This window comes from Hydrogenophaga sp. IBVHS1 (genome assembly GCF_002127265.1).
Lineage (GTDB): Bacteria > Pseudomonadota > Gammaproteobacteria > Burkholderiales > Burkholderiaceae_C > Hydrogenophaga.
The window spans coordinates 1,039,812-1,059,221 of sequence record NZ_NFUU01000001.1 but is presented as its reverse complement, the minus strand read 5'-3'; the positions used below and the strand labels follow the sequence as shown (position 1 = coordinate 1,059,221).

18 protein-coding genes are annotated in these 19,410 nt (G+C 65.4%); 6 read left to right on the top strand and 12 right to left on the bottom strand.

The window, feature by feature from the left end; translation table 11 throughout:
- Window position 1: 1 nt before the first annotated feature.
- The 3 genes from CAP37_RS05130 to CAP37_RS05120 are packed head-to-tail and all read right to left on the bottom strand — an operon-like array spanning window position 2 to window position 5,434.
- On the bottom strand, window positions 2–1,102 hold the full coding sequence (locus tag CAP37_RS05130) for a DNA glycosylase AlkZ-like family protein (RefSeq protein WP_086123186.1): 1,101 nt from the start codon (window positions 1,100–1,102) through the stop codon (window positions 2–4).
- Window positions 1,102–3,453, bottom strand: a complete 2,352-nt coding sequence (parC, locus tag CAP37_RS05125) for a DNA topoisomerase IV subunit A (protein ID WP_086123185.1) — start codon at window positions 3,451–3,453, stop codon at window positions 1,102–1,104. Before parC ends, CAP37_RS05130 begins: the two co-directional genes overlap by 1 nt.
- Window positions 3,454–3,463: 10 nt before the next feature.
- Window positions 3,464–5,434: a DNA topoisomerase IV subunit B gene (locus CAP37_RS05120; protein ID WP_086123184.1), complete on the bottom strand. Its 1,971-nt coding sequence runs from the start codon at window positions 5,432–5,434 to the stop codon at window positions 3,464–3,466.
- Window positions 5,435–5,589: 155 nt separating this feature from the next.
- Between CAP37_RS05120 and CAP37_RS05115 the strand changes: the two genes are divergently transcribed.
- The 5 genes from CAP37_RS05115 to bamC all read left to right on the top strand — a co-directional run bounded on the left by CAP37_RS05115 (window position 5,590) and on the right by bamC (window position 9,685).
- Window positions 5,590–6,837, top strand: a complete 1,248-nt coding sequence (locus CAP37_RS05115) for an MFS transporter (protein WP_086123183.1) — start codon at window positions 5,590–5,592, stop codon at window positions 6,835–6,837.
- Window positions 6,834–6,962: a hypothetical protein gene (locus CAP37_RS21915; protein ID WP_256927009.1), complete on the top strand. Its 129-nt coding sequence runs from the start codon at window positions 6,834–6,836 to the stop codon at window positions 6,960–6,962. Before CAP37_RS05115 ends, CAP37_RS21915 begins: the two co-directional genes overlap by 4 nt.
- Window positions 6,962–7,516, top strand: coding sequence for a bifunctional 2-polyprenyl-6-hydroxyphenol methylase/3-demethylubiquinol 3-O-methyltransferase UbiG (locus tag CAP37_RS05110; protein ID WP_086123182.1), 555 nt, complete (start codon window positions 6,962–6,964; stop codon window positions 7,514–7,516). The genes CAP37_RS21915 and CAP37_RS05110 overlap by 1 nt, the downstream gene beginning before the upstream one ends.
- A 75-nt stretch (window positions 7,517–7,591) precedes the next feature.
- Complete coding sequence (gene dapA / locus CAP37_RS05105; protein ID WP_086123181.1) at window positions 7,592–8,491, top strand: 4-hydroxy-tetrahydrodipicolinate synthase; 900 nt, start codon at window positions 7,592–7,594, stop codon at window positions 8,489–8,491.
- Between the two features lie 90 nt (window positions 8,492–8,581).
- Window positions 8,582–9,685, top strand: coding sequence for an outer membrane protein assembly factor BamC (gene bamC, locus CAP37_RS05100; protein ID WP_256926988.1), 1,104 nt, complete (start codon window positions 8,582–8,584; stop codon window positions 9,683–9,685).
- A gap of 4 nt (window positions 9,686–9,689) precedes the next feature.
- Here the strand turns inward: bamC and CAP37_RS05095 are convergent, their stop codons facing one another.
- A complete protein-coding gene (locus CAP37_RS05095) occupies window positions 9,690–10,211 on the bottom strand; it encodes a hypothetical protein (RefSeq protein ID WP_086123180.1) in 522 nt (173 codons plus the stop codon).
- Between the two features lie 13 nt (window positions 10,212–10,224).
- Window positions 10,225–11,367 carry a JmjC domain-containing protein gene (locus CAP37_RS05090; RefSeq protein WP_086123179.1) on the bottom strand — a complete coding sequence of 381 codons (1,143 nt, stop codon included), beginning with the start codon at window positions 11,365–11,367 and terminating at the stop codon, window positions 10,225–10,227.
- A gap of 14 nt (window positions 11,368–11,381) precedes the next feature.
- Between CAP37_RS05090 and CAP37_RS05085 the strand changes: the two genes are divergently transcribed.
- Window positions 11,382–11,933: a peptidylprolyl isomerase gene (locus CAP37_RS05085; RefSeq protein ID WP_086123178.1), complete on the top strand. Its 552-nt coding sequence runs from the start codon at window positions 11,382–11,384 to the stop codon at window positions 11,931–11,933.
- Window positions 11,934–11,945: 12 nt separating this feature from the next.
- Here the strand turns inward: CAP37_RS05085 and dut are convergent, their stop codons facing one another.
- From dut to CAP37_RS05050, 7 genes are all read right to left on the bottom strand, one after another.
- Window positions 11,946–12,395 carry a dUTP diphosphatase gene (gene dut / locus CAP37_RS05080; RefSeq protein WP_086123177.1) on the bottom strand — a complete coding sequence of 150 codons (450 nt, stop codon included), beginning with the start codon at window positions 12,393–12,395 and terminating at the stop codon, window positions 11,946–11,948.
- Between the two features lie 51 nt (window positions 12,396–12,446).
- On the bottom strand, window positions 12,447–14,234 hold the full coding sequence (locus CAP37_RS05075; protein ID WP_086123176.1) for a TRAP transporter large permease subunit: 1,788 nt from the start codon (window positions 14,232–14,234) through the stop codon (window positions 12,447–12,449).
- 2 nt (window positions 14,235–14,236) lie between these two features.
- On the bottom strand, window positions 14,237–14,836 hold the full coding sequence (locus tag CAP37_RS05070; protein WP_086123175.1) for a TRAP transporter small permease subunit: 600 nt from the start codon (window positions 14,834–14,836) through the stop codon (window positions 14,237–14,239).
- 174 nt (window positions 14,837–15,010) lie between these two features.
- Entirely contained in the window at window positions 15,011–16,090 is a 1,080-nt protein-coding gene (locus CAP37_RS05065) for a TRAP transporter substrate-binding protein (protein WP_086123174.1), read from the bottom strand.
- Between the two features lie 189 nt (window positions 16,091–16,279).
- Complete coding sequence (gene dxs, locus CAP37_RS05060; protein WP_179190142.1) at window positions 16,280–18,175, bottom strand: 1-deoxy-D-xylulose-5-phosphate synthase; 1,896 nt, start codon at window positions 18,173–18,175, stop codon at window positions 16,280–16,282.
- 45 nt (window positions 18,176–18,220) lie between these two features.
- On the bottom strand, window positions 18,221–19,126 hold the full coding sequence (locus CAP37_RS05055; RefSeq protein ID WP_373271047.1) for a polyprenyl synthetase family protein: 906 nt from the start codon (window positions 19,124–19,126) through the stop codon (window positions 18,221–18,223).
- Complete coding sequence (locus CAP37_RS05050; RefSeq protein WP_086124821.1) at window positions 19,123–19,380, bottom strand: exodeoxyribonuclease VII small subunit; 258 nt, start codon at window positions 19,378–19,380, stop codon at window positions 19,123–19,125. Before CAP37_RS05050 ends, CAP37_RS05055 begins: the two co-directional genes overlap by 4 nt.
- Window positions 19,381–19,410: the final 30 nt, after the last annotated feature.

Sequence of the window (19,410 nt, the reverse complement as noted above, 5' to 3'; positions counted from 1 at the left end):
TTCAGTTCTCTTGAGTGAGGAAGACCTCGAAACGCGCCAGTTCTTCATCCAGCGCTCGCCGGAAACCCACATCGCGCGGGCGTGTGGTGGCAAGGCCCAACTGGTGCGTGAGCCGGCCGCGTTCCTTGCGCAGGTTGGCCCAGCCGACCATCTGTTCGCCCCACAGCACCGGTAGCGCGTAGTGGCCCATGGTGCGCCTGGCCGCAGGCACATAGGCCTCGAAGCGGTAGGCCCAGTTCCAGAGCATTTCAAAGCGCCGCCGGTCCCACACCACGGGATCGAACGGGGCGAGCAGCCGCACGCCCTCGCCGGGCTGGTGGCGGCGTGAAGCCGGGTTTTCGTCGGCGGGCCAGAACCACGTGATGCCGTCGACCACGGCGTGGCCGTAGCGTTCGCGTGCCGCCTTCACCACCGCACGCGTTTCCAGCGACAGATGCGGTGCGCCGTAACGCAGCAGCGTCACCAGGTAGCCCAGGCTGGGTGAAGGAATGGGCGCGTAGAGCGCCACGATGGCGTCGACCAGCGCCTCGGCGCGCACCCGGCGCGCCGCTGGGCTTTCGTCCTGTTCGGCGTGTTTCACTGCCTCGTACACCCGTGTTCCCGCGTCGCGGCGGCGCACGCGCAGCCAGCCGTGGTGGTGCATGTTCTCCAGCAGGCGGGTGCTGGCATTGAGTTCACCGCCCCAGTATCCGGCCACCCGGCCGTGATGAACGAAGGCTTCGCCCACCTCACGGGGATGCACCACACCACGCTCCTGCACAAAGGCCAGCACCTCCTGCGCGCGTAGCATCGTGGCAGCGTCCCAAGGGTTGCGCGGCGTGCGCGGGTGCAGCAAGGCCAGCATCTCGCGCTGTACGAAGCCGTAGTTGACGAACGCGTCTTCCTCGATGCCCAGGCGCTCGTAGCGGCGCTCCAAGTCGCCGGCGCGGTAGTCGCTCACGCGCTGGAAAAGGATAAGGTCTTGCGCGCGGGCCGGTGCGCGCATGGGATCGGCCTGCACGAAGCCCAGCCGGCGCATCGCTGCCGGCAAGCTCACCGGCTTGAACAGGCTGCGCGCGATCGCGTAGCGGCGCAGATCGTCCAGAGTGGGCGAACGCGCCACTACTCCACCCGCGTGATCCGGTTCGGCTTGAAGCCGAGGTCGGCCGCCTTGCCCTTGCGAGCGCGTGCCGCGCGAGCGTTGTTCAGGCTGCGAATTTCCAGCGTTTCGTCTCGTTCCTTGCCACCGCGGCCAATGCCTTCGATCTTCACGCTGCGCGTATAGGCGGCTGCACCCGCCAGGGTGTCCTTGGGTTCCAGATCGAGCAGCATCAGGCCGCGCCCGCCTTTCTCCATCATCTTGAGTTCGCTGATTTCAAAGGTGAGGATGCGTCCGCCCGTGGACGCGCAGCAGATGTGCGTGGCCGGCACCAGCGGCTGACCTCCCGATGTAAACGCGGCATGCGACGGCGCGCACGGCACCTCGCCCTCACCCAGATTGATAAAGGTTTTTCCGCCGCGCTGGCGCGAGACCATGTTGTCCACCGTGGCCAGAAAACCGTAACCACCGGTGCTGCTGAGCAGCAGGGCGGCGTTGGCGGGGCCGGCGAAATAGTGCAGTGGCTGGGTGCCGCTTTCGAGTTCAATCAGCGTGGTGATGGGCTGGCCGTCGCCTCGCGCGCCGGGCAGGCTGGCCACAGGCACGGAATACACGCGGCCATTGCTGCCGAAAGTGATGAGCGTGTCCACCGTGCGGCACTCGAAGGTGCCGTAAAGGCCGTCGCCCGCCTTGAAGGCGAAGCTGCCGGCCTCGTGGCCATGACCGGTGCGCGCGCGCACCCAGCCCTTGCTGGAGACCACCACCGTCACCGGCTCGTCCACCACCTTGATCTCGGCCACCGCCTTTTTCTCGGTCTGGATCAGCGTGCGGCGCGCATCGGCGAAGGTCTTGGCGTCGGCCTCGATCTCTTTGACCATCAGGCGCTTGAGGCTGCCCGGATTCGCCAGAATGTCTTCCAGCTTGCCCTGCTCTTCTTTCAGCGACTTGAGTTCCTGCTCGATCTTGATGGCTTCGAGCCGTGCGAGCTGGCGCAGCCGGATTTCAAGAATGTCTTCGGCCTGCCGGTCGCTGAGCTTGAAACGCTCGATCAGCGCGGCCTTGGGCTCATCGCTCTGCCGGATGATCGCAATCACTTCATCGATGTTGAGCAGCACAAGCTGCCGGCCTTCAAGGATGTGGATGCGGTCCAGCACCTTGGTGAGACGGTGCTGCGAGCGGCGCGTGATGGTGACCTGGCGGAATTCGATCCACTCGGTCAGCATCTGCCGCAGCGATTTCTGCGTCGGCCGGCCATCGAGTCCGACCATGGTGAGGTTGATCGGCGCCGAGGTTTCCAGGCTGGTGTGCGCCAGCAGTGCGGTGATGAGTTCCTGCTGCTCGATGCGGCTGCTCTTGGGTTCGAACATCAGGCGCACCGGCGCGTCCTTGCTCGACTCGTCGCGCACGCCATCGAGCACCATCAGGATGCTGGCCTTGAGCTGCGTCTGCTCCTGCGACAACGCCTTCTTGCCGGCCTTCACCTTGGGGTTGGTGAGCTCCTCGATTTCCTCCAGCACGCGCTGCGTGCTCACGCCAGGGGGCAGCTCGGTCACCACCAGTTGCCACTGGCCGCGCGCGAGGTCTTCAATCTTCCAGCGCGCTCGCACCTTCAAGCTGCCGCGCCCGGTGCGGTAGGCATCGGCGATGTCGCCGGCCGGGCTGATGATCTGACCGCCGCCGGGGTAATCGGGCCCGGGCAGGATGGCGAAGAGCTCGTCATCGGTGAGCTTCGGGCTCTTGATCAGAGCCACGCAGGCATCGGCGACTTCGCGCAGGTTGTGGCTGGGGATCTCGGTGGCCAGCCCCACGGCGATGCCCGAGGCGCCATTGAGCAGGTTGAACGGCAGGCGCGCCGGCAGCTGCCTGGGCTCGATGGTGGAACCATCGTAGTTGGGCACAAAGTCCACCGTGCCTTCGTCGATCTCGTCGAGCAGCAGCGTGGTGATCTTCGCCAGCCGGGCTTCGGTGTAGCGCATGGCCGCAGCGCCATCGCCATCGCGGCTGCCGAAATTGCCCTGGCCGTCGATCAGCGGGTAGCGCTGCGCGAAGTCCTGCGCCATGCGCACCAGCGCGTCGTAGGCGGCCTGGTCACCGTGCGGATGAAAACGACCCAGCACGTCGCCCACCACGCGCGCACTCTTCACCGGCCGGGCTGCCGTGTTGTTGTTGGGACCGGAAAAACCCAGCCCCATGCGGTCCATGCTGTAGAGAATGCGCCGCTGCACCGGCTTCTGGCCGTCACACACGTCGGGCAGGGCACGGCCTTTCACGACCGAGAGCGCGTATTCGAGGTAGGCGCGCTGGGCGTAGTTGGCGAGGTTCATGCCATCGTCCGGCTCGGACAGTGGCAGTTCGGGTGTGTTCAGGTCGGACATGACTTCAGATTCAGATATCGATTTCTACCGAGTCGCCATGCAACTCCATCAACTCCCGGCGTGAGGCGGCTTCGCCCTTGCCCATGAGCTTGGTGATGAGGGCTTCGGTGCCGGCAAAGTCGATGGCGCCGAGCACCACGGGCATGAGGCGTCGGGTGTCGGGGTTGAGGGTGGTGTCCCACAGCTGCTCGGCGCTCATCTCGCCCAGGCCTTTGAAGCGGCTGATCTGGCACTTGTCCCTGGGCACGCCGTCCTTGCCACATTTGTCCAGGATGGCGTGCAGCTCGCCTTCGTCCAGCGCGTACTGCTTGGCGGCCGGCTTCTTGCCGCGCGCGGGAATGTCCACCCGGAACAGCGGCGGGCGCGCCACAAACACATGGCCGGTTTCGATGAGCTTGGGGAAATGCCGGAAGAACAAGGTGAGCAACAGCACCTGGATGTGCGAGCCGTCCACGTCGGCATCGCTGAGGATGCAGACCTTGCCGTAGCGCAGGCCGGAAAGTTCGGGCGTGTCGTTGGGACCGTGCGGGTCCACGCCGATGGCGACCGCGATGTCGTGGATCTCGGTGTTGGCGAACAGCCGGTCGCGCTCCACCTCCCAGGTGTTGAGCACCTTGCCGCGCAGCGGCAGCACCGCCTGGCTTTCCTTGTCGCGGCCCATCTTGGCGCTGCCACCGGCCGAGTCGCCTTCGACCAGAAACACCTCGTTGTGCGCCAGGTCCTTGCTCTCGCAGTCGGTAAGCTTGCCGGGCAGCACGGCCACGCCGGAGCCCTTGCGCTTCTCGACCTTCTGGCCCGCCTTCTGCCGGAATTGCGCGGCCTTGATGGCGAGTTCCGCGAGCTTCTTGCCGTAATCGACATGCTGGTTGAGCCAGAGTTCGAGCGCAGGGCGCACGAAGCTGCCGACCAGGCGCACCGCGTCCCGCGAATTCAAGCGCTCCTTGATCTGGCCCTGGAACTGGGGATCGAGCACCTTGGCGGAGAGCACGTAGCTGGCACGCGCGAACACGTCTTCGGGCAACAGCTTCACGCCCTTGGGCAGCAACGCGTGCAGCTCGATGAAGCCCTTGACGGCCTGGAACAGCCCGTCGCGCAGACCGCTCTCGTGCGTGCCGCCGGCACTCGTGGGAATCAGGTTCACATAGCTCTCGCGCACCGGCTGGCCGTCTTCGGTAAAGGCCACGCACCAGGAGGCGCCCTCGCCTTCGGCAAAGCTGTCGTGTCCGCTGTCGGCAAAACCCTCGCCCTCAAACAGCGGGATCACGGGGTCGCCGTTCAGGGTCTGCTGCAGGTAGTCGCGCAGGCCGCCCTTGTAAATCCAAGTCTGCGCGTCTTTGGTCTTTTCGTTCACCAGCGTGACGCTGACGCCGGGCATGAGCACGGCCTTGCTGCGCAGCAGGTGCGTGAGTTCGGCCATGGGCAGGACGGCTGACTCGAAATACTTGGCATCGGGCCAGGCGCGCACGGTGGTGCCCTGCTTGCGGTCGCCCTCACCCTTGGGCGCGAGCACCAGAGGCTCGATCACGTCGCCGGCGGAAAACGCCAGCCGGGCCACCTGACCTTCGCGATAGCTGGCCACCTCCAGGCGCGTGGAGAGCGCATTGGTGACGCTCACACCCACGCCATGCAACCCGCCAGAGAAGCTGTAGGCACCGCCCTTGCCCTTGTCGAACTTGCCCCCCGCGTGCAGCCGGGTGAACACCAGCTCCACCACCGGGGCCTTTTCTTCCGGGTGCAGGCCAAAAGGGATGCCGCGTCCGTCGTCTTCCACGCTCACCGAGCCGTCGGTGTGCAACGTGACCTTGATCTTCTTGCCGTATCCGGCCAGGGCCTCGTCGGCGGCGTTGTCCAGCACTTCCTGGATGATGTGGAGCGGGTTGTCGGTCCGGGTGTACATGCCCGGGCGCTGCTTGACCGGCTCAAGGCCCTTGAGGACTCGGATCGAGCCCTCGGAATATTCGGGGGGGGTTTGGGTCGCCATGGGGGCGGATTGTATGCGCGACCGTCCCGAAACACTGTATGCAGATACAGACTTTGACACCAGGCGGGCGATCCATGCGTCCGGATCATCAATCCCGGCGTCCGATGTCAAAGGCAGGTCGGGCAAGTCGGCGGCTTCTTCGCTACAGTTCGCGGATGTCGTCTTCTGCCTCCTTTCCCACTCCCCTCACCCCGCGCCTGTCGACCCTGCAAGTGCTGGCCTGCGGCGCATTGATCGTCACGTTGTCGATGGGCGTGCGACACGGCTTCGGTCTGTGGCTGCAACCCATCACACAGGCCCAGGGCTGGACCCGAGAAACCTTCTCCTTCGCGCTGGCGATCCAGAACCTTTCCTGGGGCCTGTTCGGCATCTTCGCCGGCATGGCGGCGGACCGATTCGGCGCGTTCCGCGTGCTCGCTGGCGGCGCGGTGCTCTATGGGCTGGGCATGGCCGGCATGGCATTGAGCACCAGTTCGCTCATGTTCGCCCTCACCACCGGTGTGCTCATTGGAGCCGCACAGGCCGGCACCACCTACGCCGTCATCTACGGCGTGATCGGCCGGCAGATTCCGGCGGAAAAGCGCTCCTGGGCCATGGGTGTCGCGGCGGCGGCGGGCTCGTTCGGCCAGTTCCTCATGGTGCCGGTGGAAGGCTGGCTGATCAGCAACGTGGGCTGGCAGCAGGCGCTGCTGTTCCTGGGCGTGGTGCTGCTGCTCATCATCCCGCTGGCCCTGGGTCTGCGCGAGCCCGGCTTTGCGGCTGGCGAGGCACCGAAGCGCGAGCAGACGATCGCCCAGGCGCTGCGCGAAGCCTTCCGCTACCGCAGCTTCCAGCTGCTCATGGCGGGCTATTTCGTCTGCGGTTTCCAGGTGGTGTTCATTGGCGTGCACATGCCCAGCTACCTCAAGGACAACGGTCTGTCGCCCCAGGTGGCCAGCTACGCACTGGCGCTGATCGGGCTGTTCAACGTGGTGGGCACCTACGCAGCCGGGGCGCTGGGCCAGCGCCTCGCCAAGCGCCACATCCTGGCGTTCATCTACTTCGCGCGCGCGCTGGTCATCGCTGTGTTCCTCATCGTGCCGCTCTCGCCCGCCAGTGTGTATGTGTTCGCCAGCGTCATGGGCGTGCTGTGGCTTTCCACCGTGCCACCGACCAACGCCGTGCTGGCCCAGATTTTTGGCGTGGCCCACATGTCCATGCTCAGCGGCTTTGTGTTCTTCAGCCACCAGATCGGCAGCTTCATGGGCGTGTGGCTGGGCGGCGTGCTGTACGACCGCACGGGCAGCTACGACATCGTCTGGTACCTCGCCATCGCACTGGGCATCTTTGCCGGCCTCATCAACCTGCCGGTGCGCGAGACACCGATCGTGCGCGAACCACGCGCCATGGGAGCGGCGGCGTGAGGCCCCTGGCGCTGCGCGCACTGGCCTGGACTGCCGTGGCGGCGGGTCTTCTGGCCACACTCACGCTCTACCAGCGACCCGAATTTCTCGTCAACCTCGCCGACCAGATCTGGAGCTGCTTCTGATGCACGGCACCGAGGCGCCTTCGGCCTGGGTGCAACGCTGGGCGCATCTGGTGCCGGACGGTGGCAGCGTGCTGGACGTGGCTTGTGGCCACGGTCGCCACATGCGGTGGTTCGCACAGCGTGGTCATACCGTCACCGGTGTGGACCGTTCGCCAGAGGCCATCGCCTCCGTGGCGGGCATCGGGCGGGCGCAACTGGCCGACATCGAGAACGGCCCGTGGCCCTTCGAGGGCGAACGTTTCGACGCCGTGGTGGTGACCAACTACCTCTGGCGCCCGCTGCTGCCGGTGATCGTGACCAGCCTGGCCGACGGCGGCGTGCTGATCTACGAGACCTTCGCCAGCGGCAACGAAAGCGTGGGGAAGCCCTCGCGACCCGACTTTCTGCTTCAAACCGGTGAACTTCTGGCCGCCTGCGAGGAACTCACGGTGGTGGCTTATGAAAATGGGTTCTGCGACCGCCCGGAGCGATTCGTGCAGCGCATCGCGGCAGTCCGAAAACGCCCGTCCACCCCCGGCTCCCCCCCGAGGTATCCACTGGATGCCACTGAGTAGAATGCGTGATTCGCGCGCCCGGCCCGCGTCCTGCTGAAAAGGGCGAACCCGGCGCCCTCCACCGGACCCCCAAACATGACACCCATCACCGGCAGCATCGTCGCCCTGGTCACGCCCATGCAGGAAGACGGCAGCGTGGACTACGCCGCCTTGCGCAAGCTCATCGACTGGCACATCACCGAAGGCACCGACTGCATCGGCGTCGTTGGCACCACGGGCGAATCGCCCACCGTCACGGTGGAAGAGCACTGCGAAATCATCCGGGTGTCGGTGGAGCAGGCGCGCACCCACGGCGAGAAGCGCGTGCCCATCATGGCTGGGTGCGGCGCCAATTCCACCGCCGAGGCGATCGAGCTGGCCCGCTTCGCGCGCAGCGTCGGTGCCGACTGCCAGTTGCAGGTGGTGCCCTACTACAACAAGCCCACGCAGGAAGGCCAGTACCAGCACTTCAAGGCCATTGCCGAAGCCGTGGGCGATCTGCCCACCGTGCTCTACAACGTGCCCGGCCGCACCGTGGGTGACATGCACCACGACACCGTGCTGCGTCTGGCCCAGGTGCCTGGCATCGTCGGCATCAAGGAAGCCACCGGCAACATCGAGCGCGCGCAGTGGCTCATCCGGGAAGTGCCCAAGGGGTTTGCCGTTTACTCGGGCGACGACCCCACCGCCGTGGCACTCATGCTGTGCGGCGGCCAGGGCAATGTGAGCGTCACCGCCAACATTGCGCCCCGTCTCATGCACGAGCTGTGCGTCGCCGCCATCGCGGGCGACGTGAAGCGAGCGATGGACATCCAGATGCGCCTGCTGCCGGTGCACAAGAATCTTTTCGTCGAAGCCAACCCCATCCCGCTCAAGTGGGCCATGGCACGCCTCGGCCTTTGCGGGGAAACCTTGCGCCTGCCCATGACACCGATGTCGCGAAACCTCGTGCCGCTGGTCGAGGGTGCGCTGAAAGAAAGCGGCCTGCTGTCCTGATCGGGCCGCGCGCCTTCCTCGAATTCCACCTGTTCCTACCAAGCCCCCCTCATGTCCATCCGCACCCCGAACACGACCCACCTCAACCGGATGAGCCAGCCTCTGTCCACCTCCCATCTGCCAGCCCGCCTGGGCATGCTGGCGGTGGTCGCGCTGGTGGTTTCGGGTTGCTCCGTTCTCCAGGAAGACAAGATCGACTACAAGGGCGCCGCGCGCGGCAGCACGCTGGACGTGCCGCCGGACCTGACGCAACTCAGCCGCGATTCGCGCTACAACGTGCCCGGCTCGGTGGTGACCGCCAGCGGGTACCAGAGCGCCCAGCCTGCCGCAGCCGGTACCGGCACCGCCACTGTGAGCGTGGGCGATGTGCGCATCGAGCGCGCAGGCACGCAGCGCTGGCTGGTGGTCGACCGCCCGGCCGACAAGCTCTGGAGCCCGGTGCGCGATTTCTGGCAAGAAAACGGATTCCTGCTTGAAATCGACCAGGAATCGCTGGGCATCATGGAGACGGACTGGGCCGAGAACCGCGCCAAGTTGCCTCAGGACATCATCCGGTCGACCATCGGCAAGATCTTCGACAGCCTGTATTCCACTGGCGAACGCGACAAGTTCCGCACCCGTCTGGAGCGCAACGCCGCGGGCGGTACCGAGGTTTACATCAGCCACCGCGGCATGATCGAGGTCTACTCCACCAAGGACAAAGACCAGACCATCTGGCAGCCGCGCCCGGCCGACGTCGAACTGGAAACCGAATTTCTGCGCCGGATGATGATCAAGCTCGGCGTGAGCGAAGCGCAGGCCAAGGCCGTGACGGCCACGGCACCCGCGCAGGCCGCGGCCCGCATGACCATGGTGAACAACGCGCCCGTGGTTCAGTTCGACGACAACTTCGACCGCGCCTGGCGCCGCGTGGGCCTTTCGCTGGACCGCACCGGCTTCACCGTGGAAGACCGCGACCGCAGCCAGGGCACGTACTTCGTGCGCTATGTCGAACCCGTGGCCACCACCAAGCCCGGCTTCATCAGCCGCATTTTCGGTGGCTCCACCCCCGAAGCGAGTGCGGCACGCTACCGCGTGGTGGTGCGCAGCACCGACAACAAGACCATGGTTTCGGTGCTTGACGGCCAGGGCAAGGCCGACGGCTCGGCCAACGCGCAGCGCATCGCGCAACTTCTGGCGGACGACCTGAAATAAGCGGTCAGAGACCGAGGGTAGACGCCGGGAAGGCCGGCGCCCCCTTTTGCCACCACTGGTTCAGCTGCTCACGCAAGGCCACACGCCGTGCGGCGTCGTGGCTGGCCAGCAGCGTGCCCCGCAACGGATCGATCCGCTCCATCGTCCAGCCGGGAGACCACAGGGCGCTCGGCAGATCGCCATCTGCGGCGCTAGAACACGCATGCGCTTCAACCAGGTGAGACCAGGTGACGCGCCACTGAACGAAACGGGGGTGACGTTCGCGCAGATCTCGGAAATCGCGAGCGATCAGTTGCAGGGTGCGACCGCGCGCCGACCACGCATGCAGCGAGGCCACCACATCACGCTCGCCCAGCGGCCAGTCGGCAAAATTGACGTCGCAAAGAACAATGCGCGACCAACCTTCCGCCGCCGCTGTGGCGAGCGCCTGACGCACCAGATCGACAAACAAGGCATGTCCCTCGAGGCGGCCTTGCGGCAGCGCAGGCAGCTCGGGCGATGGGATAGATTCTTCGGCAGGGTTCATCGGTGGCGCCCTTTCATGGGTTCAAAGTCGGGTGCAGCCAACCGGCCTCAAACCAGTCCTGCAGCAACGATTTTGCGTCTTCGCTGGCTTGCTTCACTTCGCGTTCGGCCAGGCTCCGGCGGTCGGCCAGGGCGCGCATGAGCCGGGCATCGGCACCCCCCGCGCGAAAGCTCTCGCCATTGATGAACACGTGGTGTTCGTCGTACATCATGCGCGTGCGCCGGTCCAGTCGCAAGGCACCCGGTGCCCAGCTGCCCGAGGCCTCGTCGAACCAGATGCGTGGCTTGGGTTCGGTCATGACTTCGCCCAGCGCACACGCCAGCGATCGACGATCGGCCAGCAGGCGCTGCAAGGCATCGACCGCGAAATCGCGCAACGCCACCGGCATGGCCGCAGGGTTCGCAGTGGCGGGCTGCCGAGGATCTCGGTAGAGCGTTTCGTCCTGCAGTTCGTCGGCCATGCGCTGCAACAGCTCACCGGCCAGGCCACCGCGCTGCGGCGCGCGAAAGCCGATGGAGTAAGTGCTGCAATCGCCGCCCACTGCCACCCCGTCGTGCGCCCAGCGCGGCGGCAGGTAGAGCATGTCGCCCGGCCCCAGCAGGTGTTCTTCCTCGGGGTCGAATTGACTCAGGATCTTCAGGGGCACATCGGGCTGCAGCGAGAAGTCCGTTTGCCGCCCGATGCGCCAGTGGCGCTGACCCGTGGCCTGCAGAAGAAACACGTCGTAGCTGTCGAAATGCGGACCCACCCCGCCGCCATCGCTGGCCCAGGAGATCATGAGGTCGTCGAGCCTGGCATCGGGCACAAAACGGAACTGCTGCAAGAGCTCGTGAGCGGCGTCCAGGTGCTGGTCCACGCCTTGAAGCAGCATCGTCCAGCCGGGTTGCTTCAAAGGCGGCAGCTTGCTGCGACTGAGCGGCCCCTGGCGCAGCGTCCAGCCGGCCCCCTGCTGCACGATCAGGCGCGACTCCACCGCGTCCTGCCCTGCCAACTCGAAAAGTTGTGCGCGCGAGAGCAGCGGCTGGAAACCGGGCATCGCCGCGCGAATGAGCAACGGCTTCTTTTGCCAGTGGCGACGCATGAACTGCGCTGGGGAGAGCCCCCCGAGCAGGGTGCTCGGTACGTCGGGCGGGCTGGATCGGAGGGCTTGTGTCATGGGACAATTGTCGGATGAAAATCAACCAACAATGCGTGGTCGCACTGACCTGGACCCTCAAGGACACGCTGGGCGAAGAGCTCGACGTTCTGGAGGAGCCGGTGGAGTTCCTGATGGGCGGCAACGACTTGCTGGCCAAGATCGAGGAAGCCTTGCTCAACCACTCGGCGGGCGACACGGTGGAACTGCAACTGGAACCCGTGGATGGATTCGGTGACTACGACGACCGCCTGCTGTTCCTGGAACCACGGCACCTGTTGCCAGACGAGCTCGAAGAGGGCATGGGGTTCGAGGGCCTGCCCGAGGGATGCAACCCGGCCGCCCCCAAAGATCGCTTGTATTTCGTGAGCGATATCTATCCCGAGCATGTGGTGCTCGACGGCAATCACCCGCTGGCTGGCATCGCACTGCGCATCGTGATGAAGGTGCACGCGGTGCGTGAGGCGGAAGAAGGCGAAATTGGTCGGGGTACGCTGGGCACAGGCTTCTTCCGCATGGAAGTGGATGCGCCCGACGAACTGCAGGGCCCGGGCATCACGCCGCCCGGCCCGCGAACACTGCACTGAATCGGCAGGGGCTCAGCCCCGGCCGGTTGACCCGTAGCCGCCAGCACCACGCTCGCTCGCGGCAGCGAAATCATCCACCACGTTGAAGCGCGCCTGCACCACCGGCACGATCACCATCTGCGCGATGCGCTCCATGGGTTCGATGGTGAAGGCCACATCACTGCGGTTCCAGGCGCTCACCATGAGCTGGCCCTGGTAGTCGCTGTCGATCAGACCCACCAGGTTGCCCAGCACGATGCCGTGTTTGTGGCCCAGGCCGGAGCGAGGCAGGATCATGGCGGCATAACCCGGGTCGGCCAGGTGGATGGCCAGGCCCGTGGGCACCAGCTGCCAGGCGTTGGGTGCCAGGGTGATCGGCGCGTCGAGGCAGGCCCGCAGGTCCAGGCCCGCGCTGCCAGTGGTGGCATAAGCCGGAAGCTGGTTCGCCATGCGCGGGTCCAGCACCTTCACGTCAATCTGCATGCGTTCACTCCGGCCTCAAAGGCCATGTGGTGGTTTGTTCAGGGCCGAAAATCAAGGCTTCTTCAAGCTGTCCTGCAGCGCTTTGGCCGGGTCTTCTTCCGGCTCTTGCGAGGGCTCAGAGGCCTCGGGTTCGGGCGCTTCTGCGCCCTCTTCCGCTGGCGCTTCTTCCTCTTGTGGGGCCGCTTCTTCCAGTCCCGGCATGTTGCGCAACATGTCGCTCACTGCGTCGTCGTCCACCTTCACCTTGGCATCGAGGCTGCCCGTAACGAGCGTGGGGTTGAACACCACCACCGCCACCATGATGAGCTGCAGGATGATGAAGGCGATCGAGCCTTTGTAGATTTGCGCGGTGGTCACCGCCGGAATGCGCTCTTTCGTCACCACATCGGTGTAGTCACTCCGCGCCGCCACACTGCGCAGATAGAACAGCGCGAAGCCGAAGGGCGGCGTGAGGAAAGAGGTCTGCAGGTTCATGGCCAGGATGACGCCGAACCAGATCAGGTCGATGTCCATCTTGGCGGCCACAGGGGCCAGCAGCGGCACCACGATGAAGGCGATCTCGAAGAAGTCGATGAACATGCCCAGCACGAACACCAGCAGGTTCACGAACAGCAGGAAGCCCATCTGGCCACCCGGCAGTTTGTCGAACAGGTGCTCGACCCAGATGTGCCCATCGGCCGCGTTGAAGGTGAAGCTGAAGACGGTGGAACCGATCAGGATGAACAGCACAAAGATCGCCAGCTTGGTGGTGCTCTCCAGCGCCTGCCTGAGCAGGCTCAGGGTGAGCGCGCGTCGTGCGCTGGCCATGATCAGCGCGCCCAGCGCACCCATGGCGCCGCCTTCGGTGGGCGTGGCGATGCCCAGAAAGATGGTGCCCAGCACGAGGAAGATAAGGACCAGAGGCGGGATCAGCACGAAGGTGACCTGCTCGGCCAGGCGCGAAAGCAACCCAAGGCGGAAAAGCCGGTTGAGCAGGGCCAGCGCCAGCGCCAGCAGCGAGCCCACGGTGATCGACAGGATCACCACCTCATCTGCTGCCGGGCTGAACTCGCGCCCGATCAGAGGATTGATGATGGACTCGTGCACCTGCGACCACGCGTAGCTCACCGCCGCACACATCGCCAGCAACACCAGCAGCGAACGGTGACCACTGGAGCCATTGGGCTCGTTGTAGATGCGTGCCTCGACCGGCAGCGCCGGGACCCAGCGCGGCTTGATGATGGCGACACCGGCCACGAAGAGCAGGTACAGGCCCACCAGCATCAGGCCGGGAACCAGCGCGCCGGCGTACATGTCGCCCACCGAGCGGCCAAGCTGGTCGGCCAGCACGATCAGCACCAGCGAGGGCGGAATCGCCTGTGCCAGCGTGCCCGAGGCGGTGATAGTGCCGGTGGCGATCGTGCGGTTGTAGCCGTAGCGCAGCATGATGGGCAGCGAAATCAGGCCCATGGAAATCACGGCGGCCGCGACCACGCCCGTGGTGGCGGCCAGCAGCGCGCCCACCAGAATCACCGCCACCGCCAGGCCGCCGCGCACCGGGCCGAACACCTGAGCCACGGTGGCCAGCAGGTCCTCGGCCATGCGGCTGCGCTCCAGAATGATGCCCATTAAAGTGAAGAAGGGAATGGCCAGCAGCGTGTCGTTCTGCATGATGCCGAACACGCGCAGGGGCAACGCCTGGAACAGGTTCGAGGGGAATAGCCCGGCTTCCATGCCGATGAAGCCGAAGAAGAGGCCGGTGGCCGCGAGCGCGAAGGCCACGGGAAAACCAGACAGCAGGAAGACCAGAAGTCCCGCGAACATCATCGGGACGAAATTGGCAGAGATGAATTCGATCATGATCACTGCGCTCCCTTGAGGCGCGCCTGGGCTTCTTCAAGCAGTTGCTGCGCCAGCTTTTCTTCATCGGTGGGACCATCGTGGGCCAGCACGTCGGGGCCGTGGCCGGTGAGGAACGCCACGCGCTTGATCAGCTCACTGACACCTTGCACGAACAGGATGAGGAAGCCCAAGGGGATCAGGCCGTAAACCGGCCAGCGGATCAGACCGCCCGAATTGGAGGACATCTCGCCGGTGTTCCAGGCGCGCTCGAAAAGCGGCCAGCCGAGCGTGGCCATCATGTAGCAGAGCGGGAACAGAAAAATGATGATGCCGAAGACATCGACCCAGTTGCGGCCGCGCGCGCTGAACTTGGAAGAGATGAAATCGATGCGCACATGCGCGTTGCGCAAGAAGGCGTAGCCGCTGCCGAGCATGAAGACCGCGGCAAACAGGTACCACTGGATTTCCAGCAGGGCATTGGAACTGCTGTCGAACAGCTTGCGCACGATGGCGTTGCCGGCGCTGATGAGGGTGGTGGCCAGGATGAACCACATGACCAGCTTGCCGATGAGCTCGCTGAAAGCGTCAATGAGGCGGGAAATTTTCAGTAGGAACGGCATGGGATTCCCCGTGTGAAGGGCGGTCTCGAAGGCAACCGAATAGTCTAGCGGACGCGGCCCGCCAGAACTGAACGAAGGCTGACACGCAGAGGCCCGCGCAGCAGGTTTCTCAAGGCGCCAAGCCGAGCAAAAAACCCCGCCAGGGCGGGGCTTCTTGCACGGTGTCGGCGTGGATTACAGCTTGGCCGCTTGCATGTAGCGGTCGAACTGCGCTTCGGTGAAGCGGAACCACAGGTTCTGGTCCTTGCGGAAGTTCGAGTAGTCGGTGTAGATCTTCTTCCACTTCGGGTTCTTGGCGTTGTTGTCTGCGTAGAGCTCCATGGAGTTCTTGAACGCAGCGTCCATGACCGCCTTGGGGAAAGCCAGCACCTTGGTGCCTGCGGCTACGAGCTGCTTGAGCGCCGCAGGGTTCAGAGCGTCGTACTTGGCCTGCATGGTGGTGTGGGCGATGGCTGCGGCGCACTCCACAATGGCCTTGTTCTCGGCGGACAACGCGTTGTAGGCCTTGTTGTTGACGTACAGCGAGAGCTGCGGGCCGCCTTCCCACCAGCCGGGGTAGTAGTAGTTCCTGGCGACCTTGTTGAAGCCCAGCTTCTGGTCGTCGTACGGGCCCACCCACTCGGTGGCGTCGATGGTGCCTTTCTCCAGCGCCTGGTAGATCTCGCCGCCCGGGATGTTCTGCGGCACACCACCCATGGTGGTGAGCACCTTGCCGGCGAATCCGCCGATGCGCATCTTCAGGCCCTTGATGTCGGCCAGCGTCTTGATTTCCTTGCGGTACCAGCCGCCCATCTGGGCTCCGGTGTTGCCCATGGGGAAGTTCACGATGTTGTAACCCTCGTAGAACTCACGGAACAGCTTCATGCCGTTGCCTTCGTACATCCAGGCGGTCATCTGGCGGCTGTTGAGGCCGAATGGAATGGCGCAGTCCAGTGCGAAGGTGTCGTCCTTGCCGAAGAAGTAGTAAGGCGCAGTGTGGGCACATTCCACCGTGCCTTCCTGCACGCCGTCGACCACGCCGAAGGCGGGCATGAGTTCGCCGCCGGGGTGAACGGAGACCGTGAACTTGCCCCCTGTCATTTCGCCCACCTTTTTGGCGAAGACCTCAGCCGCACCGTAGATGGTGTCCAGCGCCTTGGGGAAACTGGAGGCCAGTCGCCACCGGATGGTGGCCTGGGCATGCACCGCAGGCGCGACACCAGCGGTCAGCACACCGGCGATGCCGGCGTGCTTGATCATTGAACGACGATCCATATTGTTTGACTCCGTGGTTTGAATGGGAATACACCCGACCCGGCGAACCGGGCTGGAGACTTGTCAGTCCGAGGTCATTGTAGAAATTGCACCCGCACCACAGTCAGGGGTTTTCCCTCGAACGAAGCCCCCAGAACGGAGGGTGTTCAGCGTCTTGCAAGCTTTCACGCCGCTGGCGCGGCGCAGAGGTCAGCCAACGACCTTGAGGTTCGCCGGCGCCTGCAGCACCGCTTCAAAGCGCGCACGAATGGAGGCCTCGATGCCCGCGGCGTCCAGCCCCTGCAGAGACAGCAGCTTGGCCGGGTCTCCGTGCTCGATGAATTCGTCGGGCAGCCCCAGCTGCAGCACCGGCAGCAGCAGCCCCTCGGCCTGCAACGCTTCGAGCACGGCGGAGCCCGCACCACCCTGCACGCAGCCCTCTTCCAGCGTCACCAGCGCATCGTGGCTCTGTGCCAGTTCGCGCAGCAAATCCACGTCGAGCGGTTTCACCCAGCGCATGTTGGCCACGCTGGCCCCCAGTTTCTCGCCCGCCACCAGCGCTGGCTGGAGCAGCGTGCCGAAGGCCAGGATCGCCACGCCACGCCCTTTGCGCCGCAGCTCGCCCCGGCCATAGGGCAGGCCCGCAAGGCCTTCGGGCTGGGCAACACCGGCACCCGCGCCGCGCGGATAGCGCACCGCCACCGGGTGGTTCTGCTCGAACGCGGTGCTGAGCAGCTGTCGGCACTCGGCCTCGTCGGCTGGGCAAGCCACCGCCATGTTGGGAATGCAGCGCAGGTAGGCGATGTCGTAAGCGCCCGCATGGGTGGCGCCATCGGCCCCTACCAGGCCAGCACGGTCGAGCGCGAACACCACCGGCAAATTCTGCAATGCCACATCGTGAATGAACTGGTCGTAGCCACGCTGCAGGAAAGTGGAGTAGATCGCCACCACAGGCTTCAGGCCTTCGCAGGCCAGACCGGCTGCAAAGGTGACTGCATGCTGCTCTGCAATGCCGACGTCGAAGTAGCGCGCAGGGAAGCGGCGCTCGAACTCGACCATTCCCGAACCCTCCCGCATGGCGGGCGTGATGCCCACCAGGCGCGGGTCGGCCGCCGCCATGTCGCAAAGCCATTTCCCGAACACTTGCGTGAACGTGGTCTTGGCGGGCGTGGTCGGCTTCGTCAGGCCCACGGCGGGGTCGAAGGTGCCCGGCCCGTGGTAGGCCACAGGATCGGCCTCGGCGAGCTTGTAGCCCTGCCCTTTTTTCGTGACCACGTGGAGGAACTGCGGCCCGCTGTCGGTGTCGAGCAGGTGGCGGATGTTCTCCAGCGTGGGAATGAGCGAATCGAGGTCGTGGCCGTCGATGGGGCCGATGTAGTTGAAACCAAATTTCTCAAACAGCGTGGCGGGCACCACCATGCCTTTGGCGTGCTCTTCCAGCCGCTTGGCCAGCTCGAACAAGGGCGGCGCCCCCTTGAGCACCTGCTTGCCCACGTTTTTCGCGGCCGCATAAAACTGCCCGCTCATGAGTTGGGCCAGGTAGCGGTTGAGCGCTCCCACCGGTGGCGAGATCGACATGTCGTTGTCATTGAGCACCACAAGCAGGCGACCCTCGGCCACGCCCGCGTTGTTCAGCGCCTCGAACGCCATGCCTGCGGTCATGGCACCGTCGCCGATGATGGCCACGGCCTTGCGCTTCTCACCCTTGATCTTGGCGGCCAGCGCCATGCCCAGCGCGGCCGAGATGCTGGTGGACGAATGTGCGGTGCCGAAGGTGTCGTATTCGCTCTCGTCACGGCGCGGGAAACCACTGATGCCGCCGAGCTGGCGCAAGGTGCCCATGCGGTCGCGCCGACCGGTGAGGATCTTGTGCGGGTAGGTCTGATGACCGACGTCCCAGACCAGGCGGTCTTCCGGCGTGTCGAACACGTAGTGCAGCGCCAGCGTGAGCTCCACCGTGCCAAGGTTGGAACTGAGGTGGCCCCCGGTTCGGGCGACGCTTTCGAGGAGGAAGGTGCGCAGCTCGTCGGCCAGCGGGGTGAGCTGCGCGCGCGTGAGGCGGCGCACGTCCTTCGGCGATTCGATCGTGGACAGCAGTGAACTCATGGGCAAATTGGCTCGGGTCATGTCGTGGGGGCCTTGCGCAAGGGCTCAGTATGCACGCCGGCCCACCCAGTCGGCCAGTGCGTGCAGGGTGGCGGTGTGCTCCAGGCGGCTCTGGTCCAGCGCGGCGTGGGCCTCGTCCAGCACGCGCTCGGCGTAGGCCTGCGCCTGGGCCAGGCCCATCAGGGAAACGAATGTGGGTTTGTCGGCGGCGGCGTCCTTGCCAGCGGTCTTGCCGAGCGTGGCCGAATCGGCCGTCACGTCGAGCACGTCGTCCACCACCTGAAAGGCCAGGCCAAGCGCGGCGCCATAGCGGGTGAGCTGGGCCAGCACCTCGGGCGCGACGCGACCTGTGGCCGCGCCCATGGTCACGCTGGCCTTGAGCAGTGCGCCGGTCTTTTGTCGGTGCATGGCCTCCAGCGCGGTCTGATCCAGCGCCACGCCGACACTGGCCAGGTCCACCGCCTGGCCGCCGGCCATGCCGGTGGCGCCTGCGGCTTGCGCGAGCAGACGACAAAGCTGCGCCGCCATGTCGGCCGGCACAGCGCCGCCATCCGGCACGAGCAGCTCGAAGGCCAGCGCCTGCAGGGCGTCGCCCGCAAGCAAGGCCTGCGCCTCGCCAAAACGCACGTGCACTGTGGGCTTGCCCCGGCGCAGCACGTCGTTGTCCATGCAGGGCATGTCGTCGTGCACCAGTGAGTAGGCGTGAATCAGCTCGACTGCGCACGCAGCGCGCAAGGCGGCTTCACGCAGGCCGCTCACGGCTTCGCTGGTGGCGAGCACAAGCAGGGGCCGCAGCCGCTTGCCACCGTCGAGCACGGCGTAACGCATGGCCTCACCCAGACCCGCCGGCGCATCGGCGGGCACCCAGCTGGACAGGGCCTGCTCAACCTCGTCCTGCCGGGCCTGGCGCCACGCGGCGAAATCGTTCGTATCCTGAAGCACGGCGTTCAAGCGGCGTCCCAGGGTTTGAGCTCGCCGCCTTCGAGCACCTTGATCTGGTTCTCCACCGCGTCGAGGCGGGCGCGGCAGAAGGCCAGCAACTCCGCACCGCGCTGGTAGTGGGTCAGCAACTGCTCCAGCGGCAATTGCCCTGCATCGAGTTGCGATACCAGCTGTTCGAGTTCCGACAGTGCCGCCTCGTAGCTGGCGGGGGTACCGGTGGACGTCTGAGTGCGGGCGAAACTGGAGGCGGAGCGTGTGGTCATGGGGTTGGGTGGTCGCGGGGCCGTGGGCTG

Coding starts and splice junctions, on each gene's coding strand:
- parC (WP_086123185.1), bottom strand. CDS start 3,453: ATGTCCGACCTGAACACACCCGAACTGCCACTGTCCGAGCCGGACGAT.
- CAP37_RS05120 (WP_086123184.1), bottom strand. CDS start 5,434: ATGGCGACCCAAACCCCCCCCGAATATTCCGAGGGCTCGATCCGAGTC.
- CAP37_RS05115 (WP_086123183.1), top strand. CDS start 5,590: ATGTCGTCTTCTGCCTCCTTTCCCACTCCCCTCACCCCGCGCCTGTCG.
- CAP37_RS05110 (WP_086123182.1), top strand. CDS start 6,962: ATGCACGGCACCGAGGCGCCTTCGGCCTGGGTGCAACGCTGGGCGCAT.
- dapA (WP_086123181.1), top strand. CDS start 7,592: ATGACACCCATCACCGGCAGCATCGTCGCCCTGGTCACGCCCATGCAG.
- bamC (WP_256926988.1), top strand. CDS start 8,582: ATGAGCCAGCCTCTGTCCACCTCCCATCTGCCAGCCCGCCTGGGCATG.
- CAP37_RS05095 (WP_086123180.1), bottom strand. CDS start 10,211: ATGAACCCTGCCGAAGAATCTATCCCATCGCCCGAGCTGCCTGCGCTG.
- CAP37_RS05090 (WP_086123179.1), bottom strand. CDS start 11,367: ATGACACAAGCCCTCCGATCCAGCCCGCCCGACGTACCGAGCACCCTG.
- CAP37_RS05085 (WP_086123178.1), top strand. CDS start 11,382: ATGAAAATCAACCAACAATGCGTGGTCGCACTGACCTGGACCCTCAAG.
- dut (WP_086123177.1), bottom strand. CDS start 12,395: ATGCAGATTGACGTGAAGGTGCTGGACCCGCGCATGGCGAACCAGCTT.
- CAP37_RS05075 (WP_086123176.1), bottom strand. CDS start 14,234: ATGATCGAATTCATCTCTGCCAATTTCGTCCCGATGATGTTCGCGGGA.
- CAP37_RS05070 (WP_086123175.1), bottom strand. CDS start 14,836: ATGCCGTTCCTACTGAAAATTTCCCGCCTCATTGACGCTTTCAGCGAG.
- CAP37_RS05065 (WP_086123174.1), bottom strand. CDS start 16,090: ATGGATCGTCGTTCAATGATCAAGCACGCCGGCATCGCCGGTGTGCTG.
- dxs (WP_179190142.1), bottom strand. CDS start 18,175: ATGAGTTCACTGCTGTCCACGATCGAATCGCCGAAGGACGTGCGCCGC.
- CAP37_RS05050 (WP_086124821.1), bottom strand. CDS start 19,380: ATGACCACACGCTCCGCCTCCAGTTTCGCCCGCACTCAGACGTCCACC.